Below are 21,258 nucleotides of genomic sequence, written 5' to 3' on the forward strand. Positions count from 1 at the left end.
TTCACGCGTCGAACAGAGGTCGGGGCACCCGGTAGAGTCTTTGAGAGAGACGTATCGAGGAGGATCGTTGGCATGAAGGTGGACGCGGAAGATGTCAGGTACTTCCATGTGGTGGCCAACGCCGGCACCCTTGCCCGCGCCGGAACCGAGCTCGGTGTGGATCATACGACCGTCAGCCGGCGAGTGCAGCGCCTCGAGCATGCCCTTGGCATGCGGCTCTTCACGCGCACACGGACCGGGTGGGAGCTGAACGCAAACGGGGAGAGCCTGCTGCCGGCGGCGCGAACTCTCGCGCTCGGCTACGATGTCTTCACCGACGGCGACCCGACGCAGATCGGCCCCGAGGAATGGACCGTGCTCACCTCCGACGGCTTCGCCTCGACGATACTCGCCCCGCGGTGCGGGCCGCTTCTCGCCGACGGGCGGGCCATCCTGCGCATCGTCTCCGCCCCCTCATTAGCCTCCCGAGACGGGGTGTCCTACGATGTCGCGGTGGTGCGCTCGCGACCCTCATCGCCGTCGGTGCGCTCGAAGCTGCTGGCACGTTACGAGATCGGCCTGTTCGCGACCGAGGAGTATCTCAGCCGTCATCGACCCATCCATGACCTCGCAGACCTGGAAAACCACGTCATCGCCTGGTACTCCGATGATCCTGTGGCACCCGAATACGACACCTTGCGGACGAAGCTGCCGACGTCGATCCGACTGCAGTCGAACAGCCTCAATGTCCACGAGCAGGCGGCTCTGGCGGGAGTGGGGCTGGCGGTGATGCCCACGTACACTGCCGGTCGGCATAACGAGCTCGTGCGAGTGTTGCCAGAGGAGATGAGTTTCCACGGCAGCTACTGGACTGTGCTGCCAGCTGCGCAGCTGCGCTGGCAGGTCACCGACAGGGTCATGGCGTTCCTCCACGATGCTGTTTGTGACGCCGGGCTCACCGTCCCCGGGGACTGAACAATTACGGGCCCGACCTCGGAGACGGGCGCAGTCGGGAACTGGCGCGCACCCGGACTATTATGGGCTCATGAGCACAGCAGTGGCGGATCTTGAGACAGAGGTTCGGCGTCTGCGCATCCGCATCATCGGTCTCAACCCTCGTCAGCTCGCCGAGGCGGGCCCAAATTCTCCCGCCACCGACGCTGGCACCATGTCCAGAAGAGACTCCATCGCCGAGGCGCTCGCCCGGTTCTCATCGATCGGCTCGGATGGTCGCAGTGTCCCGGACCTGGGTGATCAGAGCCTGGCGGACCAGGTCGTCGTCCTCATCGAAGACGGAATGGCTCTGTCAGCAGGCCTGCCTGAGACGCAGCGGCAGGAACGATTGGAGCAGCTGCTCGACGCCGCAGTCCGACTGCGCCGCGAACTGGCTTAGAATCGTCGGCGCGCTGAAGCCGGCGGGGGAGGATAATCGAGGACACCAGCCGCTGTCCCAAGAAGGTGCACCACCGTGATGACCGATCGCCGTCCACTGCTCTTCACCCTCGCAGGCATCGTCGCGACCCTCGTGTACTTCGGTGCCGGCGAGTTCATCTCCGGTGCCTTCTCAGCCACCTCGGCGCCGTTGCTGATCCTGGGACAGACGATCATCCCGCTCGTGCCCACCGCGATGATCAAAACCGCCATCAGCATCTTCGGGACGAACGACAAGCTGGCGCTCGTCATCACCATCGTCATCGTCGGAGCAATCCTCGGCGGCGTGATCGGCCGGATCGGCCTGCACCGGCGGGCACTGTCATTCGTGCTCCTCATCGGCCTCGGCGTCCTGCCCGTCGTCGTGCTGCTGAGCACGGGAGGATCGTTCCTCGACGCCATACCGGCACTCGTAGGTGTGGGGCTGGGATGCGCCGCCTATGTGGGGCTCATCGGCTTCGCACGTCGGGCCGAGCAGCTGTCCGGAGGCCCAGTCGATACCGACGTACCCACAAGCGCCGATGTGCACCCCGGAACGGATTTACAGCCCGGCACCGACCGCCGTACCTTCTTCGGTCTGGCGGCTGGGCTGAGCGCGGTCGGAATCGCCGCCATCGCGGCCGGACAGTCGGCCGCGATCCTTGCTCGAAATGCGGCAGGAGCGGTGACGAAGCTGGTGCTGCCACGGCCGGCCACCTCGGCGCCGAAGATCCCAGCGGGAGCAGATCTGGACATCGAAGGACTCGCCCCGATCATCACCCCCAACGACGACTTCTACCGCATCGACACCGCGCTCATCCCACCCGCACTCGACGCGGCCTCCTGGTCCCTGCGCATCCACGGAATGGTCGACGAGGAAGTCACGATCACCATGGACGAGCTGCTCGAACTGCCGCTGGAAGAGCACCGAGTCAGCCTGACCTGTGTCTCGAACGAGGTCGGCGGTGACCTCGTCGGCAACGCCACCTGGCTCGGCTACCCGGTGCGCGAACTGCTTGCACGCGCCAAACCTCAGGACGGGGCAGACATGGTGCTCTCGACCTCCGATGACGGCTTCACCGCCTCCACGCCACTCGAAACCCTCACCGACGATCGCGCGTCCCTGCTGGCCGTGGGCATGAACGGCGAACCGCTGCCCCGCGACCACGGATTCCCCGCCCGACTCGTCGTGCCCGGACTCTACGGCTTCGTCTCCGCGACCAAATGGGTCACCGAACTCGAAGTCACCCGCTTCGCCGACAAAGAGGCCTACTGGACGACGCGCGGCTGGTCCACCCACGGGCCCATCCTCGTGGCCTCCCGGGTCGACGTCCCCCGCGCCGGTGCCCAGGTCAGCCCTAACAAAGACGGCCAAATCGTCACCGCAGGCATGGCCTGGGCCCAGCACGTCGGCATCTCAGAGGTGCGGGTGCGCATCGACAGCGGAGACTGGCACACCGCCGAACTGAGCGAAGAGCTGAACTCCGACACCTGGCGGCAGTGGCGCTGTACCTTCGATGACCTTGAGTCGGGCAGCCACACCGTGACGGTGAGAGCAGTCGATGCCGACGGCAACGTCCAGATCTCCGAACGCAGACCCGCGATCCCCGGCAGCGCCACCGGTCTCCACGACAGGGACTTCACCGTCGCCTGAGCAGCCGAGTCCCACCTGCGGACAGTCAAAAGCCGAGGCTGTCGGACCTCAGGGCCGAGAAGCTTGAGAACTATCTGACAAAACGTTGTATTCTCGCCTCAACATGGTGGTGAGCCCCGTGGAAGCCCAGGTCGCCCCACGCAGCCTGTGGCTCGGCACGGTTCCGACACCGCCAGCCCTGTTCAGCGACACAATGAGGTGGTCTCAATGTTCGGTCTCCCGGCGGCAACTGTCGCCATCATCTTCGGCATCCCCGCGATCTGGGTGATCTACACGCTCACGTTCGTCTACCTCTCCCGCGGCTGGAAGGCCGAAGACGTCGCCGAAGACCAGCTCACGGCGGGCGGATCCGGTCCGGCCACCTCGGCGCCGGGGCACCGCTCCGAACCTGAGAACGGGGGAGCGGCATGAACCTCGAAACCTGGTTCCTCGTCATCTACTTCATCGCCATGGCCGGCATCGGCGTGTGGACGCTCAAGATCGGCAACAAGGACAGCGAAGGCTACCTCCTGGGCGGGCGCAGCCTCGGCCCCGCGGTGACCGCGCTGCGCCTGCAATCCTCATCGATGTCGGGCTACATGTTCCTCGGCGCCGGCTCCCTGGCCTACACCAAGGGCTACTTCTCGCTCTGGTACGCGATGGGCGACATCGGCGGCGGTGTGCTCAACCTGTCGATCCTGGGCAGGCGGATGCGCAAACTCTCCCAGATCCTGGGGTCGCTGACCTCGATCGAATACCTCGAGCACCGGTACCCGTCGAAATGGATCCGGGCGATTGCCGCTCCGGTCGCCGTGTTCTGCATCTTCTTCTACGTCATGAGCCAGTTCATCGCCGGCGGTCGCGGACTCGAGATGGTCACCGGCATCCCGTACGCGTGGGCCCTGCTCATCGCCGTCGGCGTCATCGTCTTCTACACATTCCTCGGCGGCTACCTGGCCGTGGCCTACACCGACTTCGTCCAAGCGATCATCATGCTCATCGGCATGGTCTGGATCCTCATCGGCACGATGCAGGCGGTGGGCGGATGGACCGCCGGCAACGAGGCAGTCGGTGAGATCAACCCGAACCTGCTGACCATGTGGGGACCTGACGGCTTCGGCTCCGTGCAGTGGGGCGTCATCATCGGTGCCGTGCTCGTCTTCTCCATCGGCTACATGGGCTGGCCGCACGTCAACGTCAGTCACATGGCCATGAAACGGCCCTCGGTTGCCCGCACGGCGAGCATGTACGCCACCGGCTTCAACCTGCTCTTCATCCCCGCGCCCTACATTGTGGGCATCATGGCGCTCATCCTCCTGCCCAACCTCGACAACCCGGAACTCGCGGTCTTCCAGGTCGCAGACACCGTGCTGCCGAACTTCGCCGTGGGCATCGTCATGGCGGGCATCATGGCGGCCATCATGTCCACTGCGGACGCGCTGCTGCTGCAGTCGGGCACGATCGCCAGCCAGGATCTGTTCCAGCGGTTCGTCAAGAAGGACATGTCCGACAGTCAGTCCGTGTGGGTCTCACGCTTCACCGTCCTTATCCTGGCCATCATCGGCTACATCGTGGCCGTCAACGATCCACCGGCCGTCGCCGAGGTGGTCATCTTCTCCACGACCGTGCTCGGTGCCGCATTCGTCCCCGTCTACGTCGCCGCAGCATGGTGGAAGAAGGCCAACGTTCCCGGGGCCATCTCCTCGATGGTGCTTGGCACCGTGTCTTCAGTCGTGTGGCAGCTGACCGGACTCGTCGACGTCACCGGCGTCGACCCGATGGGCATCGGCATCGTCTGCTCGACCCTGGCCCTCATCCTCGTGTCCCTGGCCACGCAGAAGTCCCACCCGGTACCGGCACACGTCGTCGCGGCGCTGAAGGAGACCGACAAGATCGGTGCCATCCCCGCTCACATGCTCACCGGCCAGAATGATGCGCTGGCAGCTCAGGTGCCCAAGGATGCGTGAGCACCCGGAATCCGGTGCTGATCGGGGAGAGGAACCGTCCGATCAGAGTACCGGGACTCCTCAGCCGGCAGGCGTCACTGAGCCTGCACTGCGTCTGACCCCGCACATCACGGCCGCCGAGGCGCTCGCCGTGTTCGCGCGCAAGCTCCCGGGCGCTCAGGCCGAGGCACGGCAAGTCCTCCACCCGTTCTGGTGGACGGTGCTCATTGCCCGCACTCGAGGCATCTTCGTTCGCTCCCGGAGGAAGCCTTTGAGCAATGGTGCTGCAGGTGCGGGTGCAGGCACTGGTGCGGGTGCCGGTGGGGGTTCGGGGCCTGGGGTCGGGCAGCGCATGAATGTCCTCGTCAACGCGTATTCGGGCAAGGGCTTCATCGCCGACTTCGAACCGCGCGGCACGCCCGTCGACGCTGCCGAGTGGGACGCCGCTTTCGACACTTCGAACCAGGCAGGTCCGAGACCGAGTCTCTTCGAGGTCTCACGAACGGCCCGTTCACTGGTGCGGACCAAGGTGCTCAAAACGGTGAAGCTGGGCATGGGAATCACCCTCGACGAGGTGGCGCCACCTCGGGGGATCCTCAAACCGAATTGGATCGTGACCGGAGCCAATGAGAAGTTCGCGGCGACGATCCTCGTCGACGGACTCGATTCCTCGCACTACATTGTGAGGGTGGAGAGGCTCGAACAGGACTGACAGGCGTCCCCGCGGGGACGCCTCGATGGAACAGCGACCGTGGTGGTACGGATGCGTCAGCCCCAGTTCTTCGCGTCGGTGAGGCAGAACGGATGCCCGGCCGGATCGAGGAGAACGACCCAGGTATCTCCTGGCTGCGGATCGGCGCGGGTCGCTCCGAGTTCGACGCAGCTGGCGGCCGCAGCCTCGATGTCATCGGCAGCGAGGTCGAAGTGGAACTGTTTGTGCCCGTCGTCGGGCCATTCCGGGCGTTTGTAGTCCGGGATCGTCCCGATACCCAGTGCATTGCTGGGGCCGGTGAGCATGGCGTATTTCTCATCGGAATACGCCACAGGCCAACCCAGCACAGCTGAATAGAAGTCGCCGAGCGCCGCAGCATCCGGAGCGTCGAGGGTGACCATCGCGAGCTTCGCGACAGGGGTGCTCGCAGTGGTGGAATCGGTAGTTTTCATCTCTGTATCAGTCATGTCTGCCATTCTGGTTCCATGGACGACGTCGTCGATAGGAAAAACCCGCCACACAGCAAGCAAGCCCCGCCGCCCGACCACTTCTACGGGCGGGTGCTCAAACCGGCTCAGATGCTCGAGCACGCTCACTACTCGGCGGTGACCGAGATCGCCGCAGAGCTGCGCCCGTGGGTGAAACGGTATTGGTCGGTGAATTGGGATCTGTCGGACGGAGAGCGCTATCAGACGGCGACAGTTTCGGAGCCGACGATCAATCTCACCGTCGAATACGGTGACATCCACCGGGCAAATACGAGTGGTCCAGGTATCTGGCTGACTGGTCCGGTGACTGGGCAGCGGTTCGATGTCGGACTCTTCGGTCGCGGCGGTGTCGTCGGAATCAACTTCCACCTCGGCGGGACTGTGGCCTTCGCGAACGAAGGGCCCGCGACGATTCGGGATACGACGGTGCCCGCGAGGAGCTGGTTCCCGGGCATTGATGAGGCCCTGGCCGTCGTGGATGAACTCACTGTCGGCGATGACCTCGGCGTCGCGGATGGACTGGCTTCTGCAGTGGAGGTCATCGAGAGTTGGCTGTTGTCATTCCGCCCGCAGATGACCGAAGGTTACGCCAGGTTTCGTCGGATACTCGGCCTGCTCGATGACCCGACGATCGTCAACCTCGGCGAGTTGGCGTTGCGCACCGACACCAGCGAACGGTCGCTGCAGAGGCTGTTCCAGGATCACTGCGGTGTCGGGGTCAAACAGATCCTGGTCCGTGCCCGGATCCGGGACGCCATCGCAGCCCTCGACCGGGGGTGGGACGGAGCATTCGGCGATCTGGCCGCGGACCTCGGATGGTTCGACCAGTCTCACTTCACCGCGGACTTCCATAGGGTCACCGGTTACACGCCGAGCGAATATCTCAGCGCTCAAGAGAGGAGCGGCCAGCCACAGCAGTGAATCAGGGTGGTACGGAATGAGCCGTGCCAGGCACAGTCGGGACCATCCTAGGTCAGCGGCGTCTGGCGATGCCGATTCCGGTGTATCCGAGAATGATCGCGAAGGCGAAGCCGACATAGCAGAACACTGCCCACGGGGCGTAGTCGAGGACGGAGACGCCCAGAACGCCTGCCATGTAGACGCCTGCCGAGGACCAAGGAATGAGCGGAACGACGACCGTGCCGGAATCCTCCAGCGTCCGGGAGAGGTTCTTCGCGTCGAGACCTCGGTCGGCGTAAGCCTTCTTGAACAGCTCGCCCGGGACGATGATCGACAGGTAGGAATTGCCGGTCACGACGGCCATCGTGAGGCATGAGACCACCGTGGAGAGAACGAGGTCACCTGTGCGCTTCACGAACTTCAGCAGAGACCGGATGATGGTCTCGAGAGCACCGGACTTGGACATGATGCCGGCGAAGGCGAAGGCACTGAAAGCGATGAGGATGACACCGGTCATCGACGCCATCCCGCCCTGGGAGACCAACTCGACGACCTGAGGATCCAGATTCTTCAGAGTCGAGGACCCGACCTCGAGCATGTCCGGGGTGAACCCGTCGACGGTGGAGGCGAAGATCGATTCGATGCTGACCTTCTGGAAGATCGCGGCGAGGATACCGGCCACCAAAGACGAGCCGATGATCGTCGGAAGCGTGGGCAGTTTGAGAACCGCTCCGCCGAGGACGATGAGCATCGGCAGGAGTAGAAGAACATTGAAGGAGAAGAGACTGTCCAAGGTTCCTGTGACGGCAGTGATCTGGTCCGAATCGGTCCCACCGGACTGCTGATTGATGCCGACGAACAGATACAGTGCCAGCGCCACGACCGTGGCCGGGATCGTGGTGTAGAGCATGTGCCGAATGTGTTCCCACAAGGTGGTGCCGGCAGCGATCGGAGCCAGGTTCGTCGTGTCCGAGAGCGGTGAGAGTTTGTCACCGAAGTACGAACCGGCGACGATGGCGCCCGCGGTGGCCGCCATCGGGGCGTCCAAGCCCGCGGCGATTCCCATGAGGGCGACTCCCACCGTTCCGGCCGAGCCCCAGGAGGTGCCGGTGATGACCGAGACGATCGCGGAGATGACGAAGGCGATGAGGACGATGAACTGTGCGCTGATGAGCCCCAGGCCGTAGTAGATCATCATCGGTATGGTGCCGGCGATCATCCATGTGCCGATGAGAATGCCGATCGAGATGAGCACGAGCAGTGCCGGCATCGCAGTGTCGAGCTTCTCCCTGATGCCAAGCAGCATCTCCTCCCAGCTCAGCCCCATCCGCAGAGCCACCAGGCCGGCGATGATCGCGGAGAGGATCAGGAGCGGTTCGGGTGCGAGCCCGAGAACGCCGTAGCCCACCGCCAGCAGTACGAGCATCGCTGCCAGGGGCACCAGCGACCAACCCAAGGGCGGACGCTTCTCCTCGACAGCGTCGGAAAGAGTCGTCGTGTCGTGCTCGTGGCTCATTCGAAGGTTCCTTGGATCTGTGGTGTGCCGTCGCGGACGACCTCCCGTCCCCGAGCGAAGGCGAGCGCAATGGTGTGGTTGTCATCGGTGAGGAGGATGTCGGCATCGGCTCCGGGGCGCAAACGCCCCTTGTTCTCGAGGCCGAGGACATCTGCCGTATTGGAGGTGACGAGGGAGAGAGCCTGAGACAGCTCGACACCGGGCAGGTCGGCACACGCCCACACTTGGTCATACAGGGTCGTCTGCTTGGCCACGTCCATGCCGATGAGTCGTCCATCGGAGTCGAAATCCGGCAGGCTTCCATTGGCATCGGAGGAGAGGGTGAGACGTCTGAGATCCCCGCCGAGGTCGATGTAGCGTCGCAATGATTTCGTCGTTGTCGACGAGGCCGTCATATCGACCGTGGCACCCTTGGCCGCCAGGTCCACCGCGTCGGCCAGAAGCTCGGGGGACCGGGTGATGTGGGTGGCGTAGATGGCCTGTGGTGCGATCGGATATTCGTCGAGGAGTCGGTGCAGCGGGGCCAGGCGTGAAGTGTACGGTCCGACGTGGAAGTGGGTGACTCCGGCTTTGCCGGAGAGCAGTCCGCCGACGTGCGACTGGCTGACGAGTTCGGCCAGAGCCTCGACGGTGGGTTGGAATGAACGCCGGTCCGAGATCGCGACCTCGCCGACGCCGATGACCTTGTCGATGAGGACGACGTCATCGACGACGGCACCGGTTAAAGTTCGTGCCGGGACCTGGTAGCTGCCCGTGTAGATGAAGGTGGAGATGCCCTCAGTCTCGAGGGCTCGGGCCTTGGCGAGGAGATCGGCGTGGCTGCGGGTCACACCGTCGGTTCCCAGGCACCCGATGACGGTGGTGACTCCGGCGCTTACGATGTCGCTGATGCGGATCTCGGGGGTGCGGTTGGCGTAGCCGCCTTCGCCTCCGCCGCCAGCGATGTGGACGTGCGGGTCGATGAAACCTGGAGTGGCTGTCAGCCCCTGGGCATCGATGACGGTGGCGTTGGGGAGCGCACTGACAGCTTCGGCACTCACATCACCGATGAAGGTGATCTGCTGCCCCTCGATGAGGATGTCCTGCTTCCCGAGCCGTTCCGGGGCGTAGATCTCGGCCCCGCGCAGCAATGTCACCATATGTCGTCGTCTCCTTGGGGGCTTAGCGTGCAGCGGTTATCCGGGAATGATTCCCTTGCCGTCGACCTTCGGAATGGCCGCAAGCAGTTTCTTCGTATAGGGATGCTGCGGGTCATTCCAGATCTGTTCCGTCGAACCGACCTCGACAATCTTACCTGCCTCCATGACGGCCACTCGGTCCGCGATGTCACGCACGACCGAGAGATCGTGGCTGATGAAGATCATCGATGCACCGGAGTCGATGGCCAGGTCCCTCATCATCCGCGCGATCCTGGCCTGGAGAAACGCATCCAGGGAGGCGATCGGCTCATCACCGACAAGCACCTTCGGTCCGGCGGCGAGCGCACGAGCGATGGCGATGCGCTGCCGTTGCCCACCGGAGAAAGAGTGGGAGTACCTCTGCGCAGCATCGACGGGCAGATCGACTGCTTCCAGGAGAGATTCCACGGTCCAGTTGTGTTCCGGGTCGAGGGCGAGTGCGTCGGTGAGCTGATCCCTGATGCGCCTGCGCGGGTTCAACGATGCGTAGGGGTTCTGGAAGACCATCTGGACTCCCAACAGGTTCTTGGGCCGACGGCCAAGACCCAGAGGCTTCACCGGATGGGAGTCGAAGGTGATGGTGCCACCGGCAGTCTTCTCGAGTCCGCAGATGAGCTTAGCCAGCGTGGACTTCCCGCAGCCGGATTCGCCCACGAGGCCCAACACCTCCGAATGACCCAGCTGCAACGACACGTCGCTGACCGCCCGGAACCGGCCGCCGCCGTTGAGCTTGTACTCGCAGGAGACGTGGTCGAGTTCGAGCAGCGGCGCTTTGATTGGTTGAGGCGTGTCCTCGGTCGTTGTCGTGGTTGTCATCAGCGTGAGACCTCCGCTCCGGGCAATGATTCGATGAGCGATCTGGTGTACTCATGCTGCGGTGCGGTGATCACCGGTTCCCGATCTCCGGTCTCGACGACTAGCCCGTTCTTCATCACAACGATGGTGTCGGCCACCGAGGACAGGACACCGAAGTCGTGTGTGACGAGGAGGACGGCCAGGTTGAGATCATCGCAGAGTTCGCGCAGCAGGCGCAGGATTCCGGCCTGCACCGTCACATCGAGGGCTGTGGTGGGTTCATCGGCAATGAGCACGTTGGGGTCGCAGATGATCGCCGAGGCGAACGCGATGCGCTGCAGCTGACCGCCGGAGAACTGGTGCGGGTACTTCCCGATCGCCTCATCAGGGTGAGGGACGTGAGTGCGCTCGAGGATGTGGACGGCGCGCTCAAGGGCCTCCTTCTTCGAAGCTTTCTTGTGATGCCGGTAGTGATCGGTCATCTGATCGCCGATGGTGAGCATGGGATGGAACGCCGAGGCCGGATCTTGGAACACCATCGACAGCTGCACGCCGCGCAGGCGATTGTGGACCTTGGGCGGCATCCCCACCAGCTCGGTGCCGTCGAAGTCGATGCTGCCGCTCAGCTGGGCACCGGCGGGGGAGAGGCCCATGATCGCCAGACCTGTCTGCGTCTTTCCCGAACCGGAGGCTCCGGCGACGCCGGTGATCTTTCCCGCCTCCAGATCGAATGAGACATTGCGCAGGATGTGCTTCTCGTTCTTGCCAGTTGTCACCGACAGGTTGAGGTCTTTGATGCTGATCATGCTCATGAGGTGGTCTCTCCCACTTCCTGCGCCGTATGCGGGTCAAGGGAGTCACGCAGACTGTCTCCGATGAAGTTGAAGGCCATCACGATCGTGAGAATACACAGACCCGGGAAGAACGCGATCCACCAGGCAGCGAACTGCGAGACTCCCTCGCTGATCATCGCTCCCCAGTCCGGTGTCGGTGGCACAACGCCCAGGGATAGGAACGAGAGACCAGCCATCGTGAGGATCGCCGAGCCCACATCGAGGGTGGCAAGGACCACGACTGGGGAGAGCACGTTCGGTGAGATCTCTCGTACCAGTGACTTCCCGGCGCTGAAGCCGAGCAGCCGGCCGGCGACGACGTATTCGCTGTTGCGTGCCGACATCACCAGCGATCTGGTGACACGGGCGTAGGAGGGCCAGGAGACGAGGAGGATCGCGATGATGGCGTTCTTCAGGCCCGGTCCCAGTGCCGCGGCGATGACCATGGCGAGGATGATGGTGGGGAACGCGAAGACGAGGTCAGCGATGCGCATGATGATCTCATCGACGGCGCGTCCGAAGTAGCCGGCGATCGCGCCGAGGACGGATCCGAGCACCGCCGAGCAGATGACGACGAAGACGGCGGCCGGCAAGGTGGTGCGTGCGGCCACGATGAGTCGCGAGAGAACATCACGACCCAAGGTGTCGGTGCCCAGCAGGTTTTCGCCTCCCGGCGCACTGAGCCGAGGGAAGTCCTGCGCCAGCGGATTGAACGGTGCCAGGAGCGGCGCGAACAGCGCCACGATCAGCCAGATGGCCAGGATGATGCCTCCGATGAAACCCAGCGGAGTGCGCAGTGCCTTGGGAAAACGCAATTGCCACCGTTTGACACCGCGGTCGACAGGATTGCGATCTGCCACCTCGGCGGTGGTGGAATCGGTGTTCGTCGGTGGCTGTTTGGGGGTCCCGATGCTCATCGCACCCTCACTCTCGGATCCACGAAGCCGTAGATCAGGTCGACGATGAAATTGACGATGATGTAGACGATGCCGATGACGAGACCGACTCCCATGATGACGGGCAGGTCGAGTGTCGTCGCACCGCGGAAGGCATACTGACCAAGGCCGTTCCAGGCGAAGACGGTCTCTGTCAGGACTGCGCCGGACAGGAGTGAGCCGAATGCCAGGCCGACGACCGTGATGATCGGGACGAGAGCACCGCGGAAGATGTATTTGAAGACGACCGTGCGAGCCGGCAGTCCCTTTGCCTTGGCGGCGGTGACGTAGTCGAGACGGATGATGTCGAGGACGCTGGAGCGGCTGAACCGGGTGAGCAGGCCGATCGTGAACAGGGCCAGCACACACGAGGGCAGAATCAGGTGCCCGAAGGCGTTGACGAAGGTCGACATCTGGCCGGCCAGGAGAGAGTCGACGGTGTAGAGGCCGGTGACTCTCGGCGGTGGGGTGATCCACGGGTCGAGGCGTCCGGCGCCGGGAACGACGCGGAGTTTGAAGAAGAAGACGTAGTAGCCGACCGCGGCGATCCAGAAGGTGGGAGCCGAGATGCCGATGAGGCTCAAGGCCCGGATGGCGTGATCGAGGATCGTGTTCTGCTTGAGTGCGCTGGCCAGACCGAGGAGCAGGCCGATGATGACCGAGATCAGGATGGCTCCGATGCCCAGCTCGATCGAGGCAGGGAAGACCTGGCCGATGGATTCGAGCACGGGTGTTCGTGTCTGGTTGGAGACACCCATATCGCCTTGGAGCAGGTTGCTCAGATACGTGAAGTACTGGACGATGAGCGGCTGGTCGAGGCCGAGGCGCTCGCGGGTGGCGGCGACGATCTCCGGATCCGCGGCCGCCCGGTCGCCGAGGATGGCGGCGACCGGGTCGGTGGGGACCAAGTTGGTCATCAGGAACGTCACAACTGTGACACCCCAGATGAGGATGAGGCTGATTCCGATCCGGATGAGGATGTAACGCAGCAGTGGAGGCAGCAGCGGTGGCTTGATGCGCTGTGCTTCGTCGCTGCTCGGCGGGTGGGCGGTGGAGCTATCGGTGGTTGAGACCGACATCCTCACTCAGCTTTCGCGAAGTCGAATGAGATGTCGGCATTGGACACGTACTTGTTGATGCTCGATCCCACTGCCACGGTGTTGACGGGCTGGACCAGAGGAATCCAAACGGCGGTGTCCGTGGTTGCCTTGTACAGCTCGGCATAAGCGGCGTCACGGTCGCCTTCCTTGGCCTTCTCCGCTTCAGCTGCGAGCTTCTCCAGCTTCGGATCGGACTTCCAGTTGACGCGGTCGGCGACGCTGCCGCCGGGGATGAAGACGTTGTAGTTCGTGGGATCCGGGTAGTCAGCACCCCAGGTGCCGATGCCCATGGGCTGCTTGGCCGAACGGAATCCATCCAGCTGTGTCGAACTCGGTGCCGGTTTCAGCGCCAGATTGATGCCGGCCTCCTTCAGCTGAGCCTGCAGGGTCTCGGCCAGCTGAGCCAGATCAACACCGTTGACTGCCTGGTCGCTTGAGTAGTGGAAGGGAATCTTCTCCCCGTCGTAGCCGGCCTTCTTCAGCAGCTTCTTCGTCTTGTCAAGGTCCTGCTCCGGAGCCTGATCCTTCGGCACGGCACCGACGAACTCGTTGGGCACGAGGCTGCCCATGCGCTGCGATCCTTCGCCGGCGAGGTCGGTGAGCTTGTCGTAGTCGATGGCAGACATGACGGCCTTGCGGAAGTTCGGATCGGCGGCAGGTCCACCGATCTTCTCGTCGGTGTTGTTGAAGATGTAGAGGCTGCGTGTCGAGGGCAGGCTCGCGATCTCACCCATGGAGTCATCGATCTGCTTCGCCTGCTCGGCGTTGAGGTCGTAGGCGACCTGAGCCTGGCCGGACTGGATGTCGGTCAGCTGAGTCTCTGCGGAGACATTGCGCAGCACGACGCGCTTGTACTTCGGCTCCGGGCCGTTGTAGTGCTCGTTCGCCGTCAGCACGACCTGGCTGTCGGCATCGTACTTCTCGACCTTGTAGGGTCCCGAGCCCTGCGAGTTCTCATTGAGGAAGGCCTCTGCACCGTCCTTCTCGTCGGTGGTGCCGTCATTCTCCTTCACGACCTTCGAGTTCACGATGCCGATCGAGGCGTTGGGGAGAATGTAGGGGAGGGCAGGATTGGGTTTCTTGCTGGTGAGTTCGACGGTCTCGTCGTCGACCTTCTTGATGGAGACACCGTCGAGGAAGAACGAAGGATTGCCCTTGATGCCCTTGAGCCGCTCGAAGGAGAAGACGACGTCATCCATGGTGACAGGGTCTCCGTTGGAGAACTTCGCGTCCTTCTGCTTGAGCTTCAGCGTCATCTTCTTGTTGTCATCGGACATCTCGAAGGAGCACAGGCCGTCGGTCGGCTTGGTCAGGTCGCCGTCTTCGAACTCCAGCGCGGTCTGATAGATCGCAGTGTCGATCGTCGACCCGGTGAACTCGAACTGACGGTGGGGATCGATCGTCTTGAGGTTGAACGCGGTCTCGGCCACCAGCGTGTCGCTGGCATCACCTCCGCCTTGGTCCCCTCCGCTGCAAGCAGCCAGACTGAAGGTAAGAGCGAGAGCGGAACCGATTGCGAGCACTCGGCGGGGGAGGCGGACCTTCATGTGAGATTCCTTACGGTAGGTGTTGTAGCTCACACTAAATCCCAATCGGTCCCCGTTCAATCAGCCATGCCACAACGCTGAGTGTTTTCTGCTGTGGCATTCTGCCAATGTCTCACCAGGTGGGAGGCCTGACCTTCGCGTCGTGGAGTCTGACCGCCGCCGAGGTGGCCGCTCAGTTTCGCACGGATGTGCCCAGGCCCAGTGCGAGGTCAGATGCGGCACAACTGGCCGCAACCGCCTCGGCGTCCCAGTCCGTTCTGTCGATGTCGGGGATCGCCTGGCTCATGACGTCCTTCCAGCCGCGATGCCACTGGGCGGGGAAGGCCAAGCGCAGCAGGTTGAGCATGATCGGCACGGCCGTCGACGCCCCGGGCGAGGCTCCGAGCAGCCCGGCGATGGAGCCGTCGGCGCCGACGACGAGCTCGGTGCCCTGCTGCAGGACACCGACTCTCTTCGGGTCCGGTTTCACCAGCTGTGCCCGCTGTCCGGCCGGTACCAGTGTCCATTCGTTGAACCTGGCCTTCGGGTAGAAGCGGGCCAGCTGTGCGAACTTCTTCTTCGGACTCGCCGTGAGTTCCTTGATGAGGAACTTCACGAGATCGAGGTTCTGCAGTCCTGCGGCGGCGATGACATGGAGATTGTCTGCTCGCAGGGTGGTGAAGAAGTCACTGAGGCGACCGTGCTTGAGCAGCTTGGTGCTGAACGTCGCATAGGGGCCGAACAGCAGGTGCTCCTCATCATCGATGATGCGTTTGTCCAGGTGGGGCACCGACATCGGAGGAGCACCGACTGCGGCCTGACCGTAGACCTTGGCATCGTGCCGATCAACGACGGCGGGGGTGGCGCTGCGGTAGAAGGAGGCTCCCACGGGCAGAACGGCGTAGCCTCTGACCTCAGGGATTCCGCTCTTCTGCAGGAGTTTGAGGGCGAACCCGCCGGCGCCGACGAACACGTGTTTCGAGTTGATCGCGAATTCTCTGGCCGGCATCGAGTCGGCGCGAGTGGCCGCTGTCGGGTTCGCGGTCTTCCCGCTGACGGCCCAGCCGTCCTTCGTCGCCCGCAGTCCGGTGGCCTCGTGATTGGTGAGGATCTCATTGGCGGCCTGTTCGGTCATTACGTGCAGGAGTCCTCGGGTCAGGGCGCCGAAGTCGACATCGGTCCCGCGCACGTTCCTGGCCGCTGCGATCGGTTCACCGTCATCTGTGCGGCCTTCCATCGTCAGAGGCGCCCACTGTGCGATCTCACTGCGATCGGTGGTGAAGTCCATGTCGGCAAACAGCGGATCGGCGCACAGGGTCTCCACCCGCTGGCGCAGGTAGTCGACATCGGACTTGCCGAAGACGAGGTTCATGTGGGTCGTGGGATGGATGAACTCGGCCGGGTCGAGGCAGCCGGTCTGAGCCAGGTGCGCCCACCACTGGCGGCTGAGGTGGAACTGCGAAGCGATCGAGGCGGCCTTCGTTCCGTTGCCGGGGTCGGGCATGTAGTTGAGTTCGCAGAAACCGGAATGCCCGGTGCCCGCGTTATTCCAGGCCTCACTGCTCTCCCCAGCGATGTCGCTGGCCTTCTCGAGGACGACGATGCGCATATCGGGGGAGAGCTCGGCGAGCATCGACCCCAGGGTCGCTGACATGATGCCTCCGCCGATGAGAACGACATCGGCGTCGGGCAGCTGCTGTAGTGTGGCGGGGCTTCGCTTCATAACTTCACCATGAGCCTTGAAGAATCATCCGTCCAATGAAGAAGAACATCGATACAATCCGAATATGGATGAATCGCTGTCTGGTCAGTTCCCACAGCTGACGGCACTGCTCGAACTCGTCGACCAGGACGGGCATATGACCGACGCGGCGGCGGTCCTCGGCATCCCGCAGTCGACGATGAGTCGACGCATCCACGGACTCGAGGACCACCTCGGCGTGCCTCTCATCGTTCCCGACGGCCGGGCGATCAGCCTGACTGCGGCGGCACGTGAGCTCGCCGATTCGATCAGGGGGCCGTTGCATGAGATCGGAACGGCGATCACCGACCTCGCCGAGGCGGCCGATCCCGACCATGGCACGATCCGGTTCGGTTTTCCGCTGACGATGGGGGCTGGCCGGATTCCCGATCTGCTCGCCGCCTTCAGTTCGCGGCATCCGGGCATCAGGCTCGATCTCAGGCAGGCACATGGCGCTGAGCTCGTCCGTGATCTGCAGAAGGGGGCACTTGACCTTGCGATCATCATCCCGACCCCGGTCGAGCTGCCGCATGAGGTCCTGGCCTCCCAGGAGATCGTGGCGGCAGTGCCGGCCGACCATCGTCTGGCCGGCAGGCGACGCGTCACCGTGGCCCAGTTGGCGGTTGAGGAATTCATCGCCAACCCCGAAACCTACAACCTGCGCAGCCTCACCGACGAGTGGTGTGCGCAGGCCGGGTTCGTCCCGCGAGTCAAGACCGAGGTCACCGAGTTCTCCACGATCCGCGAATTCGTCAGTCGGGGGATGGGAGTGGCGCTGATCCCGCGCGATGTGCGGTTCATGGAAGGCATCGCCGAGGTGGAGCTGCGTGGCGGTGACTATGTCCGCGAGGTCTCACTGTGCTCGGCGGTGCGTCAACCCAGTCGCGTCGTCGGACGCCTGCGCGACTTCATCCACGAGCGTGCCAGGGAGTGGGAGACGACTCCGTAGCGTCGGCAGGGGCTTCAGCTGTGCCATTCCTTCGAGCTGCTGACCTTGCGGAAAGATCGGACCAAGGCCAGCACAGCCGGTGACGGGACGCGCTCGGGCAGCTGTGACAGCACGATCCGACGCGGCGCCGGGTTGCCTCTGATCGAGACCACTTTGACGTCGGATCCGTGTGAGCGCACGGCCAGGCTCGGGGCGATGGCGACGCCCAGGCCGGCCGAGACCATTCCGAGCAGCTCCTGATAGTCGTTGGCTTCGAAGACAATGCGCGGGTCGAATCCGGCCTCGTGGCAGATGCGGCCGAGCACCGAGGCGACGGGGTGGGAGGAGCGGGTGATCCACGGGTCGTCTGCGACTTCTTCGAGTTTGATGACTCTGCGTCTGGCGAGAGGATGCGATGTGGGGATGAGCAGTTTCGTGGGCTCTTTGAGCAGGGTCGTGCGGACGGGGATCTCCTGGTCGATCGGTGTCCAGGGGTAGTCCCACAGGGTGGCTAGGTCGACTTCGCGTCGTTCCAGTGCTTCTTGGATCCGGTCCAGCCGGTAGCTCTTCACGGTCACGTCCACCTCGGGGTGAAGATCGTGGAAATGCTGGAGCACCTTCGGCATCACTGAGGCCGCGAATGTCGGGAACGTCGCAATTCGAACCTCGCCGCGCTCGAGCTGCGCGAATGCCGACATGTCATTGCGTGCGGCGGTGAGGGCGTTGTCGATCGTCATTGCGTACGTGGAGAGCTTGACCCCGGCATCGGTGAGGCGCATTCCTTTGGGGTGTCGGACGACGAGCGGCAGTCCCACTTCGCGTTCGAGTTTGCTGATCTGCTGCGACACCGCCGAGGTGGACAGGGCCAGTTCGTCCGCCGCTGCCGACAGGCTGCCGGTCCGATAGACGAGAAGCAGCAGGAGGAGCCGATCGACGTTGTAGGGCGCTGAACTCATGGTTTAAGCATAGCTTATAGAGATGTAAATAAGTTTTGATTGAACTTAATATGTCGATGTGGAAACTTGATTCCTGTCGTCGCAGACAGCGGCGAGGGAACAAGGAGACACGAGTGGCTCATCAGCTCCACGGCCAGTGGTACAGAGGCGGAACGTCCAAGTGCTGGCTGTTTGCCAATGACGAGATGCCCGCCGACAGGGCGGGCATAGCTCAGGCCCTGGTCGCGGCATTCGGATCCGGCGACGAGCGTCAGCTCAACGGTGTGGGCGGCGCTTCGTCGACGACATCGAAGGCTGCCGTCATCTCACCCTCCGCGATTCCCGGCATCGACATCAGCTATCTGTTCGCGCAGGTCGGGATCGGAGCGTCTGGGGTCGAGTTCACGTCGAACTGCGGCAACTGCGCCTCAGCCGTGGCGCTCTACGCGATTCAGAACGGACTGGTCCGCCCGCAGGGTGAGATCACCCAGGTGCGGATGGTCAATGAGAACACACGATCGGTCCTCGTCGCCGATGTCGCAACACCGGACAAGAAGATTCCGTCGAATGGTGCTGAGACGATCCCCGGCTCGTCGATGCCCGGTGTGCCCGTCAACGTCTTCTTCGAAAACGTCGACGGTGCGTCCACTGGGGAACTGCTTCCGACCGGTGGCGCGATGACCCAGCTGGCGATCGCCGACGACTTCGTCGGGGCCAGCTGCATCGATGCCGGTGCCCCCGCATGCTTCGTCAAGGCTGCAGAGCTGGGCATGACTGGAACCGAATCGGTAGCCGAAACGCGTCTGCGGCTGGGCGAGCTCATCGCCATCCGGTCTGCTGCGTCGGTAGCCATGGGGCTCTCTGCCGAGGACGAGGTGCCGAGCCCTGCCGTTCCCAAAGTCGGGCTGGTTGCGGCGCCGGCAGACTACACAGCCATCTCCGGGGAGAAGATCCCGGCCGAAGCCTATGACATCTCTGCTCGGATGGTGTCGATGTTCGATCCGCATCCAGCGATCGGAATCACCTCGGCGATCGCACTGGCCAGAGATGCCTTCGTCGAAGACAGCCTGGTCAATTCCATCATCGCCGACGACGTGCTCTCACCCGTCGATGGCACCCGAGAGATCTCCATCCGCATCGGCACTCCTGTCGGAGTCATATCCTGCCAGGTTCAGCTCGACGAACTCGGACACGTAGCACGTCTCGGAGTGAGGCGAGTGGCCAGACGAATTGCGAATGCCGACATCGATCTCCCCATGGTCGGCTGAACGACCAAAACACGGACACCCTGAGTCTTCTCAATGAAGATCAGCTGACAATGAAGTTGGAGGAACACCAATGACGATGATTCAAATTCTTATGCTTGTGGTGCTGGTGGTGATGTTCATCGCCGCGACGAAGTGGCCGATCAACATCGGAATCATGGGCCTTGTCGCCGCATTCGCCTTCGGAACCTTCGTGTTCGGCATGGACGACAAGGAGATACTTGAGGAGTTTCCGGCAAGTATCGTCCTGACGATCGTTGGTGTGACCTTCTTCTTCAGCATTGCTCAGAAGAATGGGACGATCAAGATCCTCGTCGATCTCGCGATCCGCGCAGTGCATGGGCGCATCAACGTCGTGCCCTGGATCTTCTTCGTGATCTCCTCTCTGCTCACTGCTCTGGGCACGTTCTCTCCGGCAGCGGTGGCGCTGCTGGCGCCGGCAGCCATGGGCTTCTGCGCGACGACGGGCTACAGCGGCGTCGTCATGGCAGCCATGGTCATCAACGGTGCTCATGCCGGCGGCTTCTCGCCGATCTCGGTCTCGGGAAACATCGTTCGTGACATTGCAGAATCCAACGGCTTCGACATCGATGCTGGTGCGCTCTTCGTCGCCGCCTACGTCGTGAACCTGATCGTCACAATCCTCACCGTCGTCGTGATGAAGGCGCTCAAGCGTCTGCGCACATGGCCTGAGCCAGACGATTTCAACACCGGCTCCGGCTCGCCCGCACCCGACTCCTCGCCGATGCGACCGGATTCGACGGGCGGCTCGGCTGCAGGCAGTGGGCAGGGGGCCGGCGTCGCAGTGGCGACACATGCGCCGACCGTGACCTCGCGAATGACCGGCCACGTGTGGCTGACCATCGCCCTCATCGGTGTCATGGTCATCGGCGCCGTCGGATTCGAACTGCCGATCGGGTTCCTCGCGCTCGCCTGCGGCCTGGTGCTGGCCTTTACCTCACTGAAGCACACTGAGGGACTGGTCTCTGGAATCTCATGGTCAACCGTCCTCCTCGTTTCGGGCATGATCGTCTACGTCAGCCTGCTCACCCACGCCGGTGTCATCGACTCGTTGTCGAAGATGGCCGTGGCCATCGGAGCGCCGCTCCTCGTCGCAGTGGTCCTCTGCTATGTGATCGGCATCAGCTCGGCCTTCGCTTCCTCGACGGCGCTGCTGACGGCCCTGATTCCGCTGTCGATTCCACTGCTGGAACAGAGTGATCTCAGTGCGACGGCAGTGATGGCCGCACTCGCGGTGTCTGCAACCATCGTCGATGTCTCCCCGTTCTCGACGGACGGCGCACTGATCATTGCGAATACACAGGGCAAAGAGGCGAAGACCATCTGGCGCGATCTGATGATCTACGCGGGCTTCGTCGTACTCAGTGCGCCGCTGCTGTCGTGGGCTCTGCTGGTTCCCACCGGCATCATGTGAGGT

The 21,258-nt window shown here is 63.2% G+C and carries 20 protein-coding genes; 10 read left to right on the forward strand and 10 right to left on the reverse strand.

Annotated elements, in window-relative coordinates; translation table 11 throughout:
- Window positions 1-72: 72 nt before the first annotated feature.
- From LQ788_RS07310 to LQ788_RS07335, 6 genes are all read left to right on the forward strand, one after another.
- Window positions 73-954, forward strand: coding sequence for a LysR family transcriptional regulator (locus LQ788_RS07310; RefSeq protein ID WP_231446224.1), 882 nt, complete (start codon window positions 73-75; stop codon window positions 952-954).
- Window positions 955-1,024: 70 nt separating this feature from the next.
- Window positions 1,025-1,372 carry a hypothetical protein gene (locus LQ788_RS07315; protein WP_231446227.1) on the forward strand — a complete coding sequence of 116 codons (348 nt, stop codon included), beginning with the start codon at window positions 1,025-1,027 and terminating at the stop codon, window positions 1,370-1,372.
- A gap of 78 nt (window positions 1,373-1,450) precedes the next feature.
- Window positions 1,451-3,043, forward strand: coding sequence for a molybdopterin-dependent oxidoreductase (locus LQ788_RS07320; protein WP_231446229.1), 1,593 nt, complete (start codon window positions 1,451-1,453; stop codon window positions 3,041-3,043).
- A gap of 207 nt (window positions 3,044-3,250) precedes the next feature.
- Window positions 3,251-3,454, forward strand: a complete 204-nt coding sequence (locus LQ788_RS07325) for a hypothetical protein (RefSeq protein WP_231446231.1) — start codon at window positions 3,251-3,253, stop codon at window positions 3,452-3,454.
- Complete coding sequence (locus tag LQ788_RS07330; protein WP_231446233.1) at window positions 3,451-4,989, forward strand: sodium/proline symporter; 1,539 nt, start codon at window positions 3,451-3,453, stop codon at window positions 4,987-4,989. Before LQ788_RS07325 ends, LQ788_RS07330 begins: the two co-directional genes overlap by 4 nt.
- Window positions 4,982-5,680, forward strand: a complete 699-nt coding sequence (locus tag LQ788_RS07335; RefSeq protein ID WP_231446234.1) for a hypothetical protein — start codon at window positions 4,982-4,984, stop codon at window positions 5,678-5,680. The genes LQ788_RS07330 and LQ788_RS07335 overlap by 8 nt, the downstream gene beginning before the upstream one ends.
- Before the next feature lie 56 nt (window positions 5,681-5,736).
- On the opposite strand, the gene LQ788_RS07340 is transcribed toward LQ788_RS07335, so the two are convergent.
- Window positions 5,737-6,147, reverse strand: a complete 411-nt coding sequence (locus LQ788_RS07340; protein WP_231446236.1) for a VOC family protein — start codon at window positions 6,145-6,147, stop codon at window positions 5,737-5,739.
- Window positions 6,148-6,165: 18 nt separating this feature from the next.
- Here LQ788_RS07340 and LQ788_RS07345 point away from each other — a divergent pair, with 18 nt between their 5' ends.
- Window positions 6,166-7,089, forward strand: a complete 924-nt coding sequence (locus LQ788_RS07345) for a helix-turn-helix domain-containing protein (protein WP_231446238.1) — start codon at window positions 6,166-6,168, stop codon at window positions 7,087-7,089.
- A gap of 52 nt (window positions 7,090-7,141) precedes the next feature.
- On the opposite strand, the gene nhaC is transcribed toward LQ788_RS07345, so the two are convergent.
- From nhaC to LQ788_RS07385, 8 genes are all read right to left on the reverse strand, one after another.
- Window positions 7,142-8,584, reverse strand: coding sequence for a Na+/H+ antiporter NhaC (gene nhaC / locus LQ788_RS07350; protein ID WP_231446240.1), 1,443 nt, complete (start codon window positions 8,582-8,584; stop codon window positions 7,142-7,144).
- Window positions 8,581-9,723, reverse strand: coding sequence for a beta-aspartyl-peptidase (iadA, locus tag LQ788_RS07355; protein WP_231446242.1), 1,143 nt, complete (start codon window positions 9,721-9,723; stop codon window positions 8,581-8,583). Before iadA ends, nhaC begins: the two co-directional genes overlap by 4 nt.
- A gap of 36 nt (window positions 9,724-9,759) precedes the next feature.
- Window positions 9,760-10,578: an ABC transporter ATP-binding protein gene (locus LQ788_RS07360; RefSeq protein ID WP_231446244.1), complete on the reverse strand. Its 819-nt coding sequence runs from the start codon at window positions 10,576-10,578 to the stop codon at window positions 9,760-9,762.
- The gene (locus LQ788_RS07365; protein ID WP_231446246.1) at window positions 10,578-11,369 is read right to left on the reverse strand and encodes an ABC transporter ATP-binding protein; all 792 of its coding nucleotides are present in this window, start codon (window positions 11,367-11,369) and stop codon (window positions 10,578-10,580) included. Before LQ788_RS07365 ends, LQ788_RS07360 begins: the two co-directional genes overlap by 1 nt.
- Complete coding sequence (locus tag LQ788_RS07370) at window positions 11,366-12,307, reverse strand: ABC transporter permease (RefSeq protein ID WP_231446249.1); 942 nt, start codon at window positions 12,305-12,307, stop codon at window positions 11,366-11,368. Before LQ788_RS07370 ends, LQ788_RS07365 begins: the two co-directional genes overlap by 4 nt.
- Window positions 12,304-13,404: an ABC transporter permease gene (locus tag LQ788_RS07375; protein ID WP_231446251.1), complete on the reverse strand. Its 1,101-nt coding sequence runs from the start codon at window positions 13,402-13,404 to the stop codon at window positions 12,304-12,306. The genes LQ788_RS07370 and LQ788_RS07375 overlap by 4 nt, the downstream gene beginning before the upstream one ends.
- Window positions 13,405-13,406: 2 nt before the next feature.
- A complete protein-coding gene (locus LQ788_RS07380) occupies window positions 13,407-14,972 on the reverse strand; it encodes an ABC transporter substrate-binding protein (RefSeq protein ID WP_231446252.1) in 1,566 nt (521 codons plus the stop codon).
- 172 nt (window positions 14,973-15,144) lie between these two features.
- The gene (locus LQ788_RS07385) at window positions 15,145-16,674 is read right to left on the reverse strand and encodes a malate:quinone oxidoreductase (RefSeq protein WP_231446253.1); all 1,530 of its coding nucleotides are present in this window, start codon (window positions 16,672-16,674) and stop codon (window positions 15,145-15,147) included.
- 64 nt (window positions 16,675-16,738) lie between these two features.
- Here LQ788_RS07385 and LQ788_RS07390 point away from each other — a divergent pair, with 64 nt between their 5' ends.
- Window positions 16,739-17,641 (forward strand): LysR family transcriptional regulator, encoded by a 903-nt coding sequence (locus tag LQ788_RS07390; RefSeq protein ID WP_231446256.1) that lies wholly within the window; start codon window positions 16,739-16,741, stop codon window positions 17,639-17,641.
- Window positions 17,642-17,655: 14 nt separating this feature from the next.
- Here the strand turns inward: LQ788_RS07390 and LQ788_RS07395 are convergent, their stop codons facing one another.
- On the reverse strand, window positions 17,656-18,576 hold the full coding sequence (locus LQ788_RS07395) for a LysR family transcriptional regulator (RefSeq protein WP_231446258.1): 921 nt from the start codon (window positions 18,574-18,576) through the stop codon (window positions 17,656-17,658).
- Between the two features lie 113 nt (window positions 18,577-18,689).
- On the opposite strand from LQ788_RS07395, the gene LQ788_RS07400 reads away from it, so the two are divergent.
- Together LQ788_RS07400 and LQ788_RS07405 are read left to right on the forward strand one after the other, a co-directional pair.
- A complete protein-coding gene (locus tag LQ788_RS07400) occupies window positions 18,690-19,823 on the forward strand; it encodes a PrpF domain-containing protein (RefSeq protein WP_231446259.1) in 1,134 nt (377 codons plus the stop codon).
- Between the two features lie 70 nt (window positions 19,824-19,893).
- Window positions 19,894-21,255 carry an SLC13 family permease gene (locus tag LQ788_RS07405; RefSeq protein ID WP_231446260.1) on the forward strand — a complete coding sequence of 454 codons (1,362 nt, stop codon included), beginning with the start codon at window positions 19,894-19,896 and terminating at the stop codon, window positions 21,253-21,255.
- Window positions 21,256-21,258 lie beyond the last annotated feature (3 nt).

The sequence above is a fragment of the Brevibacterium zhoupengii genome, assembly GCF_021117425.1.
GTDB lineage: Bacteria > Actinomycetota > Actinomycetes > Actinomycetales > Brevibacteriaceae > Brevibacterium > Brevibacterium zhoupengii.